At 67.6% G+C, this 16,041-nt stretch carries 15 protein-coding genes; 4 read left to right on the top strand and 11 right to left on the bottom strand.

Features of this window, described 5'->3' with window-relative positions; all coding sequences use genetic code 11:
* Positions 1-72 precede the first annotated feature (72 nt).
* From AC6CHP_RS02070 to AC6CHP_RS02055, 4 genes are all read right to left on the bottom strand, one after another.
* Complete coding sequence (locus AC6CHP_RS02070) at positions 73-1,179, bottom strand: flavin-containing monooxygenase (RefSeq protein WP_188727540.1); 1,107 nt, start codon at positions 1,177-1,179, stop codon at positions 73-75.
* Positions 1,176-1,556 (bottom strand): hypothetical protein, encoded by a 381-nt coding sequence (locus AC6CHP_RS02065; protein ID WP_377194680.1) that lies wholly within the window; start codon positions 1,554-1,556, stop codon positions 1,176-1,178. The genes AC6CHP_RS02070 and AC6CHP_RS02065 overlap by 4 nt, the downstream gene beginning before the upstream one ends.
* A 92-nt stretch (positions 1,557-1,648) precedes the next feature.
* Positions 1,649-3,292 (bottom strand): LuxR C-terminal-related transcriptional regulator, encoded by a 1,644-nt coding sequence (locus tag AC6CHP_RS02060; RefSeq protein ID WP_498228044.1) that lies wholly within the window; start codon positions 3,290-3,292, stop codon positions 1,649-1,651.
* A gap of 107 nt (positions 3,293-3,399) precedes the next feature.
* The gene (locus tag AC6CHP_RS02055) at positions 3,400-4,920 is read right to left on the bottom strand and encodes an ATP-dependent DNA ligase (RefSeq protein WP_498228042.1); all 1,521 of its coding nucleotides are present in this window, start codon (positions 4,918-4,920) and stop codon (positions 3,400-3,402) included.
* Between the two features lie 80 nt (positions 4,921-5,000).
* Between AC6CHP_RS02055 and AC6CHP_RS02050 the strand changes: the two genes are divergently transcribed.
* Complete coding sequence (locus AC6CHP_RS02050; RefSeq protein ID WP_498228040.1) at positions 5,001-5,606, top strand: dihydrofolate reductase family protein; 606 nt, start codon at positions 5,001-5,003, stop codon at positions 5,604-5,606.
* A gap of 78 nt (positions 5,607-5,684) precedes the next feature.
* Here the strand turns inward: AC6CHP_RS02050 and groL are convergent, their stop codons facing one another.
* Together groL and groES are read right to left on the bottom strand one after the other, a co-directional pair.
* Complete coding sequence (groL, locus tag AC6CHP_RS02045; RefSeq protein WP_498228038.1) at positions 5,685-7,295, bottom strand: chaperonin GroEL; 1,611 nt, start codon at positions 7,293-7,295, stop codon at positions 5,685-5,687.
* A 77-nt stretch (positions 7,296-7,372) separates the two neighbouring features.
* Positions 7,373-7,666: a co-chaperone GroES gene (gene groES, locus AC6CHP_RS02040; protein ID WP_003805290.1), complete on the bottom strand. Its 294-nt coding sequence runs from the start codon at positions 7,664-7,666 to the stop codon at positions 7,373-7,375.
* Between the two features lie 227 nt (positions 7,667-7,893).
* Between groES and AC6CHP_RS02035 the strand changes: the two genes are divergently transcribed.
* The gene (locus tag AC6CHP_RS02035; protein WP_498228036.1) at positions 7,894-8,826 is read left to right on the top strand and encodes a DMT family transporter; all 933 of its coding nucleotides are present in this window, start codon (positions 7,894-7,896) and stop codon (positions 8,824-8,826) included.
* On the opposite strand, the gene AC6CHP_RS02030 is transcribed toward AC6CHP_RS02035, so the two are convergent.
* Positions 8,754-9,125, bottom strand: a complete 372-nt coding sequence (locus AC6CHP_RS02030) for a hypothetical protein (protein WP_377194690.1) — start codon at positions 9,123-9,125, stop codon at positions 8,754-8,756. The genes AC6CHP_RS02035 and AC6CHP_RS02030 overlap by 73 nt on opposite strands.
* A gap of 54 nt (positions 9,126-9,179) precedes the next feature.
* Here AC6CHP_RS02030 and AC6CHP_RS02025 point away from each other — a divergent pair, with 54 nt between their 5' ends.
* Positions 9,180-10,451 carry a THUMP-like domain-containing protein gene (locus AC6CHP_RS02025; protein ID WP_498228034.1) on the top strand — a complete coding sequence of 424 codons (1,272 nt, stop codon included), beginning with the start codon at positions 9,180-9,182 and terminating at the stop codon, positions 10,449-10,451.
* Here AC6CHP_RS02025 and AC6CHP_RS02020 read toward each other — a convergent pair.
* Both AC6CHP_RS02020 and AC6CHP_RS02015 read right to left on the bottom strand, forming a co-directional pair.
* Positions 10,435-11,244 (bottom strand): shikimate 5-dehydrogenase, encoded by an 810-nt coding sequence (locus tag AC6CHP_RS02020; protein ID WP_498228297.1) that lies wholly within the window; start codon positions 11,242-11,244, stop codon positions 10,435-10,437. The two genes, AC6CHP_RS02025 and AC6CHP_RS02020, sit on opposite strands and share 17 nt — an antisense overlap.
* Positions 11,245-11,351: 107 nt before the next feature.
* Positions 11,352-12,779 carry a glycoside hydrolase family 3 N-terminal domain-containing protein gene (locus AC6CHP_RS02015; protein ID WP_498228296.1) on the bottom strand — a complete coding sequence of 476 codons (1,428 nt, stop codon included), beginning with the start codon at positions 12,777-12,779 and terminating at the stop codon, positions 11,352-11,354.
* A 386-nt stretch (positions 12,780-13,165) separates the two neighbouring features.
* On the opposite strand from AC6CHP_RS02015, the gene AC6CHP_RS02010 reads away from it, so the two are divergent.
* Positions 13,166-14,317: a glutamate--cysteine ligase gene (locus AC6CHP_RS02010; protein ID WP_188727522.1), complete on the top strand. Its 1,152-nt coding sequence runs from the start codon at positions 13,166-13,168 to the stop codon at positions 14,315-14,317.
* Between the two features lie 112 nt (positions 14,318-14,429).
* Here AC6CHP_RS02010 and tsaD read toward each other — a convergent pair whose 3' ends face one another.
* Together tsaD and rimI are read right to left on the bottom strand one after the other, a co-directional pair.
* Complete coding sequence (tsaD, locus tag AC6CHP_RS02005; RefSeq protein ID WP_427117798.1) at positions 14,430-15,533, bottom strand: tRNA (adenosine(37)-N6)-threonylcarbamoyltransferase complex transferase subunit TsaD; 1,104 nt, start codon at positions 15,531-15,533, stop codon at positions 14,430-14,432.
* A complete protein-coding gene (rimI, locus tag AC6CHP_RS02000; RefSeq protein ID WP_427117855.1) occupies positions 15,530-16,036 on the bottom strand; it encodes a ribosomal protein S18-alanine N-acetyltransferase in 507 nt (168 codons plus the stop codon). Before rimI ends, tsaD begins: the two co-directional genes overlap by 4 nt.
* Positions 16,037-16,041: the final 5 nt, after the last annotated feature.

The raw sequence follows: 16,041 nt of genomic DNA, 5'->3' as shown, positions 1-16,041 counted from the left end.
CGAGGCATGGCGGATTTTCCGGGAAAGGTAACGGGCATCACGGCCCGGTACAGGTGGCGAAGCCGGCGCGGCTCAGGCGGCGGCCACCGCGGATCCGTGAACGGCGGGGGCCGGAATCCTGGCCGCCAGGTAACGCGCGTCGCGGCCGAGGCCCGGAAGGGTGTCCGATACTTCCGCGTACAGGAACCGCTGCCCCAGGAAGAACAGGCCTGGAGAATCCAGAGCCACACCACGCCACTGCCGGGGCATTGCGCCGCCGTCGAGCAGGGCCGGATCGATCCAGCTGAAGTCCTCCCGGAATCCGGTGCACCAGACCACATTGGCGACTTCGAGGCGGGTCCCGTCCGCCAGCACAGGCATCCCGTCGGCCACCCCGGTGACCCTCGGCACGACGTGCACGCCGGCGGCCTCGAGGTCCCTCGTCTTCGTCCTGATCAGCGGTTCGGCGTGCGCTTTCATCGCCGGCGCCATTTTCCGGCCAATCGGTGAACCAAGCGTCAACACGTACAGGCCAAGGAAGCGCACCACCGGGAACGCGTAACGTGCCGCCGCTTTCCCGTGCTTCACCGGAATCTCACCCGTGGGCTTGCCGGCCACCAGCGCCGGCCGGGTCCCGGAAACTTCGAGGCCGATCTCCGCTCCCGAGTTCCCCAGCCCCACAACCAGGACCGGACCTTCCTGGAGCTGCTGCGGGTTCCGGTACTGGCTGGAATGCACTTGCCTGATGGAAGGGGCCAGTTCACCTGCAAAGCCTGGCACCTCGGGCGTCTGTGTGGAGCCTGTGGCCACCACAACGTTGCGCGCTTCCCACCGGCGGCCGTTGGCGGTGGCCACGTAGTGGTCCCCCTCCCGCCAGAGGTGCTCCACGCGGATGCCGTGGCTTACCGGCAGTTCAAATTCCGCGGCATACCATTCGAGGTAATCCGCCACTTGATCCTTGGTGGGGAAGGACAGCCGGTCCGCCGGGAACAGTGCGCCGGGCAGGCCGTCGTACTTGGCGGGCGTGAACACCCGGAGCGAGTCCCACCGCTGCCGCCAGGAATCGCCGGTTCTTTGGCACGCATCCAAAATCAGGAACTTCCGTTTCTGGCCTTTCATGAAATAACCCATGGCAAGTCCGGCCTGTCCGCCGCCGATGATGATGGCGTCCAGCATGCCGGCCCGATTGTTGTTGCTCATGGCCGCGCTCCTTTGATCGCAAGTGGATTCTTAAGGCTGAACCCTCCCGCTGGGCTGCCGGCCGACGCACTCTCTGCTGTGATGCCGGCCGCTGCGGTGCTGGCTGCTGTTTCGTGCCCCGTTTCCCTGTAGCGCAGCCACCATGCCAGCATCAGGGCGGATGCCAGGACGTAGGCCAGGTGGAGGACCCAGATGGGACCTGCAGGAAGATTGAAAACGTAGATCGAGTGCACCGCGTTGGCCACGTTGCTCAGCACCAAATTGCCCAGGCTGTATGACGCAAGGTCCTTGGTGCGAGCAGCCTTCACAAGCATCGGCAGCATACCGACGGCAAAGAGCACCGTCGACACGGTTCCGGCGAGCACTGGAAGGTTCATGTTTCGAGGCTACGGGCGCAGCCTCCCCCTCCGCGTCGGCCGAATGATGTAACCCGTACTGGACGGGTCGTGGGTATTTATCTGCAGGCGGCCTACCCGGCCAGCCCGTGCTCATAGGCGTAGCTGGTGGCGGCCGCCCTGGAGGACAGGCCCAGCTTGAGGAAGATATTGCTGATGTGGCGCGCCACGGTCTTTTCACTGAGGTAGAGCTCCGCGGCTATGGCGCGGTTCCCTTTTCCTGACGCCACCAGCCGGAGCACTTCATTTTCCCTTGGGGTCAATGGCCCGGCGGCGCCTGCCCCTTCGTCGGCGCCTGCCCGCATCAGGGAGGCCGCCCAGGCGGCGGCGGGCGCTGCCCCCAGCTCCAGGAATTCCGCATGGGCAGCTTCGAAGTCCATCAGCGCCGAAGGCTCATCTCCCAGGTCGCGGCATGTACGCCCGATCAGTGCCCGGCAGCGGGCTGCCTCGTACGGAACGCCCAGCTTCTGCCACAGCCTCCACGCCTGCCGCAGGGATTGCGAGGCGCCGGCGGCATCACCTTCGGCGAGCCGGACCGCCCCGTCAGCCTGGCCGGCGACGGCTTGGAGCATGGGTTTGGGGTGGTCCCCGGCAATGGTTTCCAGCTCGTCCGCGCACCGCCGCGCCGCCCCGGGATCACCCGCGGCCAGCTCGATGTCCACCAGCGCCGGCAGCAAATGGCAGCGGGTGGCCGCATCCGCAATCCCCGCCGCCCGGCGGATCATCGACTGCGCCTGCCGCGCCTCTCCGCGGGCCAGCAGGAGGAGTGCCAGGCCTGGCTGCGGTTCCCACCCGCTTCGGGCAGCCTGCCGGTAGCATTCCTCCGCAGCGTCCAGCTTCCCGGCGAGGCGCTCCACTTCGCCCTGCTGGTAGAAACCGCCGAAAAGTGCTTGTGGATCACCCCTGGCGGCAAGTCCCTGGGCAGCGGCAGCTGCCTTGAGCGCTTCGGCCCATGCCCCGTGCAGCCGGAAGAGCTCGGCGCGGTGGGAATGGCACTGGCCGCTGAACGCCACCATGTCGGGCCGTGCCCTGCACCAGCGGTCCAGCGCCACCGTCCACTGAAGCGCCCTCTCCAGGTCAAAGGCAAGGTGGCAGTTGCCAATCACCGCACAGTAGATGATTCCTGAAGGGACCGGGGACAGCTCCCCCGCGGTAACGGCCACCATGACTTCATCGAACATCCCCAGGCCCTCCTCCGCACGCCCCAGCATCAGCGTTGCCTGTCCGGTTCCGAGAAGGGCCAGCGCCGCCAGGTCCCTGTCCTGGAACTGCCGCGCGACAGAGCCCGCTTCGGTGAAAAACTGCAGCGCGCCTGCGGCGTCACCCCCGTAGAGTTTTCCCAGCGCGACGGGAAACAGCAGCAAGCCCGCCACCGGACCCGGTTCATCAAGCTCATCCACCAGGGTCTTACCCCGCGCAAACCAGCCCGCGCTCCTGGCCGTTTCGCCAAGGTTCAGCAGGTGCATACCCAACCACACCGCGCACCGCATCGCGCCGGTGATGTCACCGACAATCAGGTATTCCTCGTGCGCGCGGGTGAGGGTGTCCAGGCCCGTTGTGGTGTTGCCGGTCAGGATTTCGGCCGTTGCCAGCCGCTCAAGGTCGGCTGCGGGGAGTCCGCCGCGCCTGTCCGCGTCGGCGTAGTTCCTGGAAGCGTCAGTCCAGCGATGTTCCCGAAACGCGGACCGCCCTTCGTCAATGCCCGTTTCAGTTGACACTCCGGCCTCCTCGGACACCACCCGTCCAGCTGTCCTTCTACGGCCGCGCGCTGGACGCTGAGGTACTTAAGCGTCACGGTACGCCCGCAGACGAACCGGCACAACTGCTAACGAAGCAGTCCGCGCAGCGTCTGTATGGTGTCCGCTTCCGCGGCCGTTTTGTCCTCGCGGTACCGCTTGACGCGGGCGAACCGGAGCGCGATCCCACCGGGGTAGCGCGGGGACTGCTGCACACCGTCGATGGCGATCTCCACCACGGTGACGGGTTCCATCCAGACCGTACCGGCCGTGCGCCGGACCTCAAGCTCCTGGAACCGCTCCGTCTGCCAGCGCAGCAGCGCATCGGTGAGGCCCTTGAAGGTCTTGCCCACCATGACGTAGCCGCCGGGTTCACCGAACTCGCCGGCCGGATCGAAGGCTCCGAGATGCAGGTTGGAGAGCAGCCCTGTGCGGCGGCCCGACCCCCACTCGCAGGCAAGGACCACGAGATCGTAGGTCAGCACCGGCTTTACCTTGATCCAGTTGGAACCGCGCCTGCCGGCGGCGTAGGCCGATCCCACCGCCTTCACCACCACGCCCTCGTGGCCCGCGGCGAGCGCATCGCGCGAGACCCTTTCGGCAACACCCGGGTCCGCCGTGATCTCCCCCGGAATCCGGTGCTCCGGGGCGATCCGCTCCAGCACGCCGATGCGCGTGGACAGCGGTTCGTCCAGGAGGTCGCGCCCGTCGATGTGCAGCACGTCGAAGAACCAGGGATGCAGCACCGTGCTCCGTGCCGCGTCCGCCCCGAACCGGGACATGGTCTCCTGGAACGGCCGGGGGCCGCCGTCTTCGTCGAGGGCCAGGGTCTCGCCGTCCAGGATCACGTTGCGCACCGGCAGCGCGCGCACCACCTCGACCACCTCGGGCAGCCGGTGGGTCACGTCGGCCAGGGTGCGTGTGTAGATGCCCACGTCGTCGCCGGAGCGGTGCACCTGGATGCGGGCGCCGTCGAGCTTGTATTCCACGGACGCCTCGCCCGTCGCCTCAAGCGCGGCGCCGGCGCTGGCCGCGGTGGAGGCAAGCATCGGCTGGACCGGCCGGCCCACCACGAGGCCGACGGCGTCGAGCTGGGCTGCCGTGCCCGTGATGGCCAGCAGGGCTGTTTCGCCGAGGTCACCGGAGAGCATCGCGGCGCGGCGCACGGAGTCGACAGGCCGGTCAGAGGCCCGGGCAACGGCATCCGTCAGAACCCCCTCAAGCGCACCCGTGCGCAGCTCCCCGAGCAAGACGCCGGCGATGAAAGCCTGCTCCCGTTCGGTGGCTGCCGCCGTGAGCGTCCGGAGGGTCGCGGCGCGCTCCGCCGCAGACCCGGCGCCGCCGGCGGCAAGCAGCCGGTCCAAAGCCGCGTCGACGTCGGCGACGGTAAGGCGGGGTTCCGCGGCGGGCTCCCCCATGGCCGCGGACATGCCGCGCCAGCCCACCCCCACCCGGCCCTGGCGCGGCCTGGCGGTGAGCAAACCGACGGTGGTGGCGATCTCCCCTGGCTCCAGCCGGCGCAGCAGGTCCGCCAGGGCGTCCACCTTCGCGAGCCGGGAACGGGTGGAGGCAACCTTATCCGTAGTTTTCACGAGCTCGTCGAGCAGCATGGCATCAGTCTGCCACGCCCGCCTGCCCGGGCAGTGCCGGAGTGCTGGACAGCGTGGGAGCGCTGTCCCAGACTGGACGGGTGGGAATCATCGTCGCGAACCTGTTCCTGACCCTCGACGGCGTCTACCAGGGGCCCGGCGGCCGCGAGGAGGACACCGAAGGCGGTTTTACCTTGGGCGGCTGGCAGTTACCGGTGTCCGATGCCGAAGCCGAGGCAGCCATCGAGGCAGGGATCGGCCACATCGATGCCCTGCTTCTCGGACGGAAGACCTATGACATCTTCGCGGCCTACTGGCCGCACCAGTCCGATGACATTGGCGGCACGCTCAACCGGGTGCCCAAGTTCGTCGTCTCCAGCACCCTGACTGATCCGACGTGGGGGGGGGGAACGACGGTCCTCCCGGACGCCGCCGCCGCGGGCCGGCTCCGCGACGAGTACAACCAGGTGCACATGTTCGGCAGCGGCGTCCTCATCCGGTCACTCCTTCAGGCAGATGTCCTGGACCGCCTCCACCTGTGGCTCTATCCGGTCACGCTCGGGCAGGGCAAGCGGCTTTTCGACGCCGGGACCGTTCCCGCCACGTTCCGCCTCGCCGAGCCGGCCCGCAGCTTTCCAAAGGGGGCGGTGTCACTGGTCTACGAGCGCGCGGGCGACGTGGAGACGCAGAACATGCCAGGAACCTAGTCTCCAAGCCACAAAAAACCGGTCCAGCGGATGCTGGACCGGTTCTTTGTTTGCACGGTTGCGTGCGGAACTGCAGGGTTAGTGGCTGTGGCCTGCGTGCTCGTCCTCTTCGGCCGGCTTCTCCACCACCAGGGTCTCGGTGGTGAGAACCAGGGCAGCGATGGAGGCCGCGTTGCGGAGGGCCGCACGGGTGACCTTGACGGGGTCGATGACACCGGCAGCGATGAGGTCCTCATACTCGCCCGACTTGGCGTTGAAACCGCTGTTGGTTTCCAGGTCGGCGACCTTGGACGTCACAACGTAGCCGTCGAAGCCCGCGTTCTGGGCGATCCAGCGCAGCGGCTGGACCAGGGCGCGGCGGACGATGCCCACGGCAGCAGCGGCGTCGCCTTCGAGTGCCTTGACGGAGGGGTCCTCATCCAGTGCCTTCAGGGCGTGGATCAGGGCCGAACCACCGCCGGCAACGATGCCTTCTTCAAGGGCAGCGCGGGTGGAGGACACAGCGTCCTCGATGCGGTGCTTCTTTTCCTTGAGCTCAACCTCGGTGGCGGCGCCAACCTTGATGACACCAATGCCGCCGGCCAGCTTGGCCAGGCGCTCCTGGAGCTTTTCACGGTCCCAGTCGGAATCGGTGCGGGTCAGCTCGGCGCGGAGCTGGGCTACGCGTGCTGCCACGTCTTCGGCCGAACCTGCGCCGTCAACGATGGTGGTGTTGTCCTTGGTGACCGTGATGCGGCGGGCGGTACCCAGCACCTCAAGGCCAACGGTGTCCAGGCTCAGGCCCAGTTCCGGGGAAACAACCTGTGCACCGGTGAGGGTGGCGATGTCCTGCAGCATGGCCTTGCGGCGGTCGCCGAAGCCCGGAGCCTTGACGGCAACAACGTTCAGGGTGCCGCGGATGCGGTTGACGATCAGCGTGGACAGGGCCTCGCCGTCAACGTCTTCGGCGATGATGAAGAGCGGCTTGGAGCTCTGCAGCGCCTTCTCAAGCAGCGGCAGGAATTCCTGGATGTTGGAGATCTTGCCCTGGTTGATCAGGATGAGGGCGTCCTCAAGGACTGCTTCCTGGCGTTCCGCGTCGGTGACGAAGTACGGGGACAGGTAGCCCTTGTCGAACTGCATGCCCTCGGTCAGGACCAGTTCGGTCTGCGTGGTGGAGGATTCCTCGATGGTGATCACACCATCCTTGCCAACCTTGCCGAAGGCCTCGGCGAGAAGTTCGCCAACCTCGTCGCTCTGGGCGGAAATCGCTGCAACGTTGGCCACCTGGGTGCCTTCAACGGGGCGGGCGTTCTCGAGCAGGCGGGCAGCGACGGCTTCAACGGAAACCTCGATGCCGCGCTTGATCTGGCCGGGGGCGGCGCCTGCCGCTACGTTGCGCAGGCCTTCCTTGACCAGCGCCTGCGCCAGGACGGTTGCGGTGGTGGTGCCGTCACCGGCAACATCGTTCGTCTTGGTGGCTACTTCCTTGGCCAGCTGCGCGCCAAGGTTCTCGTAGGGGTCGTCCAGTTCCACTTCGCGGGCGATGGTGACGCCGTCGTTCGTGATGGTGGGAGCGCCCCACTTCTTGTCCAGGACGACGTTGCGGCCGCGGGGGCCGAGCGTCACCTTGACGGTGTTGGCGAGCTTATCGATGCCGGCTTCAAGAGACCGGCGGGCAGCGTCGTTAAACGCAAGCTGCTTTGCCATGGTTTTGTCCTTTCAAGACAGAACCCCGCGCAGCTGACCAGCAAAGAGCATGACCAGCGGCACGGGGATCCGGAGAGTTACTTTACGACGATCGCCAGGACGTCGCGGGCGGAGAGCACGAGGTACTCGGTGCCGCCGGTCTTGACTTCAGTTCCGCCGTACTTGGAGTAGATGACGACGTCGCCAACGGCTACGTCGACGGGAACGCGGTTGCCGTCTTCGAAGCGGCCGGGGCCTACTGCAACAACTTCGCCTTCCTGCGGCTTCTCCTGTGCGGAGTCCGGGATCACCAGGCCGGAAGCCGTGGTCTGCTCGGCTTCGAGCGGGCGGACAACAATACGATCCTCAAGAGGCTTAATAGAGACCGACACTCGGACCTCTCCTTCTTCGTCAGCAAATTCGTGGACTGGAAAGCTTTCCGCCGTGGCTGGCAAACCGTCGTCGCGGTGCCGGCAGCAGCCTGGCTGGCAGCTCTTCATGTATTAGCACCCTCCTAGGGAGAGTGCTAATACAGACTGTATGCAAGGGTTAGCACTCGGTCAAGGCGAGTGCCAGAGTTTCGTCATGGGCGGAACATGGGGACGTGTAGATTTGCCGGGTGCGAGCCGCTGTTTACCTGATTCTTGCCACCCTCTTCTGGGCGGGCAACTTTGTTGTGGGCCAGGCTGCCATGCAGACCATGCAGCCGCTCCAGCTGACGTTCTGGCGGTGGGCCCTGGCCGCTGTGCCGCTGCTGGTCCTGGCGCAGCTGGTGGAAAAACCGGACTGGCGCGCCGTCCTGCGCCACTGGCCGGTGCTCCTGCTCCTGAGCTGCCTGGGCATGAGCGCCTACACCCTGCTGCTGTACAGCGCGCTGGGGCACACCTCGGCCCTGAACGCTTCCCTGGTGACTGCTGCGAACCCTGCCCTGATCACGGTCCTGGCCGTGGTCCTGCTCCGGGACAGGCCGCGCCCGCTGGGTTGGGCAGGGATTGCGCTGGGCATCTGCGGAGTCCTGCTGGTCCTTACCGGAGGCGACCTGCAGCGGCTGCTGACCTTCTCGATCAATGCCGGCGAGCTGCTGATCGTCGCGGCCATCACCGTGTGGGGCTTCTACACGATCACCGCCCGCAGGCTGTCCGTCCCGGCGATCACGTCCACCGCCGTGCAGGTGACCATGGCGGCTGTTGTCCTGGTCCCCTTTGCAATGGCCACGGGGGCCGGGCTGCCGGCCACGGCCTCCGAAGGCTGGTCGCTGGCCTACATCGTCCTCTTCCCCTCACTGGGTTCCTACCTGCTGTGGAACCTGGCGCTCAAACGCACCACCGCTGCAAACGCCGGGAACTACCTCAACCTCATCGCCGTGTTTACCGCCATCATCACGGTCGTCCTGGGCCAGCCCATCACGGTCCCCCAGGTCCTGGGCGGCATCCTGGTTATTTCAGGGGTCCTGCTGACCAGTACCGGCGGCACAGCACCTCAGCGGCCCAGGTCCTCGAAGTCGACGTCCTCTCCGCCGTCGCCCTCTCCGGCCGAGTTCCGCCCGCGGTAAAGCAGCACCGCGGCAGCCGCGGCCGTCATGAGCGATACAACCAGGAAGAAGATGCTGCCCGCGCGGGCTCCGGCGTACAGCCCGCGGATGTCCTGGGCCTCCTGCGTGTCGTCCTGGATGCTGCTGCCGCCCACCGAATAGACGGTGGCGTTGAAGGCATCCAGGAAGAAAATGATCACCAGAAGCGCGATGCACACCACGGCAACCACGGCGCTGACAATCAGTGCCGGGCGGGCGAACCGCGCCAGGCCCCCGGGGTGGTGCTGGCGGGACTGCGGGGTACCTGCACTGTCTTTCATGGCTTCAACACTATCGGCCCGCCGGCATGCCGCTCCTCCACTAGGCTGGAACCCATGGCTCAAGCTCCCCAGGACCAGATTGCACCACTGCTCACCCCGGAAGGCTGGGAGCTTCTGGCGTCCCTGGGCCCTTACCAGGAGGAGAAATCCTTCGAGCTGAACTCGGCCCTCCGCAAGGCCGGCCACTCCCCTGAACTGGTCTCCGCCGTCCTGACCCAGTCCAGGCTCCGCACCAGGGCGGCCGCAAAGTTCGGCGAGTTTGCCCGGAGCATGCTGTTCACCCAGGCCGGACTGGAACAGGCAACCCGGCTCAACGTTGCCGCACGCCACGCCCAGCGGTTCGCGGAGGCCGGAATCAGCCACGTTGCAGACCTGGGCTGCGGGCTGGCGGCGGACTCCCTGGCGCTGGCTTCCATGGACATCAACGTCACCGCCGTGGAGATGGACGAGACCACGGCAGCCTGCGCCACCGTCAACCTGATCCCGTTCCCCAACGCCACCGTGGTCCATGCGGACGCCACGGCAGTGCCGCTGGACGGGGTCGACGGCGTCTGGCTGGACCCGGCGCGCCGTGTCACTTCCACGTCGGGCACCAAGCGGATCTGGGACCCCGAGGCTTTTTCCCCGCCCTTGTCCTTCGTTGAGGACCTGGCGGCCTCCGGCCTGGCCGTGGGGGTCAAGATGGGGCCGGGCATGCCGCACGATTCCGTTCCGGCAAGCTGCGAAGCGCAGTGGGTCTCCGTGGCCGGGGATGTGACGGAGGTGGCGCTGTGGTTCAACGCAGTGCGCCGTCCGGGAGTCCGCCGGGCTGCGCTGGTGCTCGGCGCCCAGGGGGCGGCTGAGCTGACCAGCGGAGAAGACTTCGGCGCCGGCCCCACGGCTCCGGTGGGCCCGGTGGAAGGCTACCTCTACGAACCCGACGGCGCGGTGATCCGGGCCGGGCTGGTGGCGGACATCGCGCTGCAGCTTGGCGGACACCTGGTGGATGAGCACATCGCCTATGTGTGCGCGCCCGAACTGGTGGACACACCGTTTGCCCGGGCCTACAAGGTCCTGGAGGTCATGCCCTACAACGTCAAGGCGCTCAAGGCCTGGGTGAAGGACAACGGCATCGGTGTGCTGGACATCAAGAAGCGCGGCACCGCCGTCACGCCCGAGGAGCTCCGCAAGCAGCTCCTCCCCGGGGGAAAGAGCGCAGCCGGCAAGAAAGCCGGAACCAAAACAGCCACCCTGGTCCTGACCCGCATCGGGGAGGACCGGGTGGCCATCGTGGTGGAGCCGGCGCAGGGCGCTGCCCGCGAAGAAACTGCTACTGGGCCCGCATAAACTCTTCGGCAGCACGCACCTGCTCAGCGGTGGGCCGCACGCCGGTGTAGAGCACGAACTGTTCAAGAGCCTGGATGGTGGCCACTTCCGCACCGGTGATCACCGGCTTTCCCGCGGCCCGCGCGGCCTTGATCAGCGGGGTTTCGGCCGGCAGCGCCACGACGTCGAAAACCACCTGGGCGGCGTCGATGGCCTCCTGCGGGAAGGCGAGTGCGTCAGCTTCCGCCCCGCCTGACATACCGCCTGCCATACCGATAGGCGTCACGTTAATGATCAAGTCCGCCGTCCCGCCGTCGAGCGTTTCCTGCCACCTGAAGCCGTACTGGTCCGCGAGCGCACGCCCGGCAACCTCGTTCCGGGCGATGACCGTGACATCCGCGAAGCCGGCGTCGCGGAGCGCGGCAACGGTGGCCTTGGCCATGCCGCCCGCTCCCTGGACCAGGACCGAATAGCTGGTGGGCACCTTATTGGTGGCCAGGAGCTGCTCGATCGCGGTGTAGTCGGTGTTGTACGCCTTCAAGCGCCCGTCCGTGTTCACAATGGTGTTGACGGAGTCGATGGCCTTGGCCGAGGGGTCCATCTCGTCCACCAGCGCAATCACATCCTCCTTGTACGGCATGGAGATGGCGCAGCCGCGGATGCCCAGGCCGCGAACGCCCGCAATGGCCTGTTCCAGGTTCGTGGGGGCGAACGCCTTGTAGATCCAGTTGAGGTTCAGCTGCTCGTACAGGTGGTTGTGGAAACGGGTCCCGTTGTTGCTGGGCCGCGCCGAGAGCGAGATGCAGAGGGTCATGTCTTTATTAAGAATGGGCACCCGACCATTAAACGGGATTCCCAACCAGGTAGCAGCAGATGTCGGTATAGGGGTCCAAACGGACATCTGCTGCTACCTAGTTGGGATCAGGGGCAGCCGGTTCCCGCCGGGAAGTTTCCGACGGCGGCCGGCAGCTTACCCGGTGCGCCCGCCTTCCCCGCCAGGACAGCGGCGAGGGCATCGAAGGCGCCGTCGCTCCGACCATAAAGGGCCACCTTCACCGGCGCCGTCGAGTCCCGCAGCGGCCAGGGAGCATCCAGTGCCACGGCAATGTCCCCTCCCGCACCCCGGCCGCCGTAGCCGATCAGGCTGACCAGCGGTCCGGAGCCTAAGGCCAGGCCGGCCCTGGCTGCGGCTGCCTCGAAGCGCGCCCTGTCAGCCGGCGTGCCACCGTGCACCCGTACCGCGCCGGGAACCAGCGGGCCGGTGCAGGGTCCGGAGAGCATGGTGACCGCTGAGGCGGAGACGTGGGCTGACAGGGCTCCGCCGCTACCTGCCGGGGCGCCGGCTGCCGCGGCTGTCCGGCCGTGCCAGGCCATCATGGTGGCCACCCGGCGGGCTGCCTCGTCCAGCCGCTCCGGGGGCAGGGCGCCGGAGGACACTGCATGGACGATCGCGGCGTGGGCCTGGGCTACGTCGGCGGGCATCAGCAGGAGGTCCGCGCCGGCGGCGAGGGCCATCACCGCGGCGGCGCCGCCGGGGTACTGCTTGGTCACGGCGCCCATGTTCAGGGCATCCGTCACCGCCACCCCCTTGAACCCGAGCCCCCGCAGTGCCGCGTAGGCAGGGCCGGAGAGCGACGCCGGGACGCCGGGTTCCAGCGCCGGGACCGCAATGTGCCCGGTCATCACCATCGGAGATCCGGCGTCGATGGCGGCCCGGAACGGCCTCCAGTCGCGGGCGCCGAGCTCCGCCACCGTGGAGGGCTGCGCCGGGAGGTTGTGGTGGGAGTCGACCGTCACGGAGCCGTGCCCCGGAAAGTGCTTCACGGCCGGCAGCACCCCCGCGGCGAGCATTCCCTGCGAGAACGCCACGCCGAGCGCGGCGGCAGCGTCGGGGTCCGCGGACATGGACCTGGCGCCAATGGTGGGATCGGCGGGTCCGATGGTGACGTCGGTGCCGGGTGCGAAATCCAGGTTGAACCCAAGGGGCACCAGTTCCGCGGCCAGGCCCTGCCCCGCTTCCCGGGCCAGCGGCACGCTGCCGGCTGCGCCGTAGCTCATGGGGGTGGGCCATTCGGTCAGGGGCAGGCCCAGCCGGGCAACCTGGCCGCCTTCCTGGTCCACCGCGATGATCCCGGGCCACGGCCGTCCCCCGGCGGCGGCAGCCAACCGCTGGTTGATGGCAGCCATGCCGTGCACGTCCATCCTGCCCTGGGCGTCAAGGGGAACGTTGTCGCCCATGATGATGGACCCGGCGAGGTGCAGCCGCTCGATGGCCGCTGCGTGGGACTCCACCTCCTTGCCCTTGAAGAAGGGAAGGAGGACCTGGCCGGCCTTCTCCTCGGTGCTCATCGCCGCCACTGCCGCAGCTGCCGCGTCCTGGTCGCGCTGTTGGGGCCCCCAGCCCAGTGGCCGGGTACCCGGATCGGGTGACGGGGAGGGCGTGGCGGGCGCCGTCGTCGTACGTGGCGTGGGGGTGGCAGACGGTGCAGAGGGGGCAGATGGGGCCGACGACGACGGGGCAGGGCCCGGCGCTGCCGTGCAGGACGCCAGGGCTACTGCGGCAGAGGCTGCCGCGATGAAGGGGAGGGATGTGTGAAGACTGTCACGCAGGGGTCGGAACAAGGCCATCAATACGATGCTACCCCTGCACTAGACTTGAACCACCCGTTCGCCTGCCGGCAGCAGACTGTCAGTGACGGCGTGAGCCAGCGGCAAACAGGACAGTTAGGACATGCGTGAAGATCGATTTCGCTACATCAAGGCAGTCAACCCTTGGTGTTGAATGGGAACTCGCGCTGGTGGACGGCCGGACGGGCGAACTCGCATCCGTGGCCAATGAGGTGCTCCGAGGCGTGGCGTCCCGCCACCCCGAGCTGAACGAAGACGACGAGCACCCGCACATCAAGCAGGAACTCCTGCTGAACACGGTGGAACTGGTCACGGGTATCTGCGAAACCGCGGCCGAAGCCAAGGAAGACCTCAGCCGTTCGCTGACCGCCGTGCGCGAGATCACCGATCCCATGGGCGTGGAACTGTTCTGCGCCGGAAGCCACCCGTTCAGCCCACCGCAGCTGCAGCCGGTCACGGACAAGGCGCGCTACGCAAAACTCATCGACCGCACGCAGTGGTGGGGCCGGCAGATGGTCATCTATGGCGTGCACGTCCACGTGGGGCTGGACCGCCGGGACAAGGTGCTGCCCGTGCTGGACGGGCTGGTCAACTACTTCCCGCACTTCCAGGCGCTCTCCGCGTCCAGCCCGTTCTGGGGCGGCGAGGACACCGGCTACGCATCCCAGCGGGCCCTGATGTTCCAGCAGCTCCCCACGGCCGGCCTGCCTTTCCAGTTCCACTCCTGGGAGGAATACGAGTCCTATGTGCAGGACATGTTCACCACCGGGGTGATCGACACGCTCTCGGAGATCCGCTGGGACATCCGGCCGGTCCCAAACCTGGGCACCATCGAGATGCGGATTTGCGACGGCCTGGCCACCTTGGAGGAGGTGGGCGCCATCGCAGCCCTCACCCAGTGCCTGGTGGACGAGTTCTCCACCACCCTGGACAACGGCGGGACCATTCCCACCATGCCGCCCTGGCATGTCCAGGAAAACAAGTGGCGCGCTGCCCGCTACGGCATGGACGCCATCATCATCCTCGACGCCGCGGGCAAGGAGCAGCTGGTCACCGAGCACCTGCTGGAAACCCTCAACCGGCTCGAACCCGTGGCCGCCAAGCTGCGCTGCACGGACGAGCTTGCCGACGTCGAGAAGATCATCCGCCGCGGGGCGGGCTACCAGCGCCAGCGCCGCGTGGCAGCCGAACACGGCGGTGATCTCCAGGCCGTGGTGCTGGACCTGGTCAAGCAGATGCGCAACGGCCCCACCGCCTGACCCTGCCCGCCCGAAACGGGGCTCATCGGCACGGACACGCCCGCCGCCGTCGTGAATTACGACGGCGGCGCCCCCCAAAGTGCCCCGCGACGGTTCGCAGGGCCTACTGTCTTTAGGCCGGCAGGGACACCGACGTGACCGGCATCGAGGAATCAGGGGCGAAGCGGATGCCGCTGGGTTCCACCCCGGCCATCACCAGCTGCGCGCCCAGGGCCGCCACCATGGCGCCGTTGTCCGTACACAGGTCCAGCGGCGGCACGTGCAGCCGGATCCCGGCCGAGGCACAGCGCTGCCCGGTCAGCTCGCGGAGCCGGGAGTTGGCCGCGACTCCGCCGCCCAGGAGCACGTCCTTGATGCCGTGTTCCCGGCAGGCCAGCACGGCCTTCGAGGAAATGATGTCCACGACGGCTTCCTGGAACGCCGCCGCAATGTCAGCCACCGGAATCTCCTCCCCGCGAGCCTCAAACTGCTCCACGCACCGGGCCACCGCGGTCTTGAGGCCGCTGAAGGACCAGTCATACCTGTGCTTGCCCGGTTCCTCGGCGGTCCCCATGTACTTGGGCTGGCTCAGGCCGCGGGGGAAGCGAATGGACTTCGGATTGCCGGTGCGGGCCACCTTGTCGATGGCGGGCCCGCCCGGGTAGCCGAGGCCCAGGATGCGGGCCACCTTGTCATAGGCTTCGCCCGCGGCGTCATCGATGGTGGAACCCAGGAGCTGCACGTCGTCGGTGATGCTGTTGATCCTCAGGATTTCGGTGTGGCCGCCGGATACCAGCAGCGCACCGAGGTTCTCCGGGAGCTGCGGGCCTGCGCCATGGTGCCGGCCGCCGCCTGCCCCGTCCAGCAGCCCCACGCCGACGTGGGCCACGAGGTGGTTGATGGCGTACAGCGGCTTGCCGGTGGCCACGGCCAGGGCCTTGGCGGCGCAGACTCCCACCATGAGGGCTCCGGCCAGGCCCGGACCCGAGGTGACGGCGATGGCGTCCACGTCATCGAGGGCCACGCCGGCGTCGGACAATGCCTGCTCCAGCGTGGGGACGAAGGCGTCCAGGTGCGCGCGGGAGGCGATCTCGGGGATGACGCCGCCGAACCGGACGTGCTCGTCCATGGAAGATGACACGGTGTTGGTCAGCAGCGTGGCTCCGCGCACGATTCCCACGCCGGTCTCGTCGCAGGACGACTCGATGCCCAGCACCAGTGGCTGCGTGCGGTTCATGGCTGGGGTCCTTCCTGGGGGTCCGCGGCTTCGGGATTCGCGTTGTGGGGGTTCGGGGCGCCTGTACTCCCGGACGTGCCGGCGAGCTGGAGGCGCATGATCAGGGCATCGACGCCGTCGCGGTAATACCGGGGGCGGACGTGGATCTGCTCAAAGCCAAACCGGACGTACAGCTGCTGCGCCCGCGGGTTGTCCGCCCGGACCTCCAGCAGGACGTCCGCAGCCCGCCTGCGCCGGGCCTCGTGAATGAGGGCGGTGAGCAGCGTGGTGCCGATGCCCCGGCCCTCATATTCGGGGACGACGGCGATGGTCTGGACGTCCGCGATGGGCTCAATGCACATCAGGCCCGCGTAGCCCACAATGCCGTCGCTGCCCTGCGCCACGAGGTAGCGGCGGGTTTCCGGCTGGGAGAGTTCGTCGAGGAACATCTGGAGGGGCCAGGCGTCCACCGGGAAAAGCCGCTGTTCCAGGGCGCTGACCGAGGGGACATCGTCCAGCGTCATATCGC

Source organism: Pseudarthrobacter sp. GQ63 (assembly GCF_059758765.1).
Note: the sequence above shows the minus strand (reverse complement) of the source record. Positions and strands in the feature narration are given on the sequence as shown.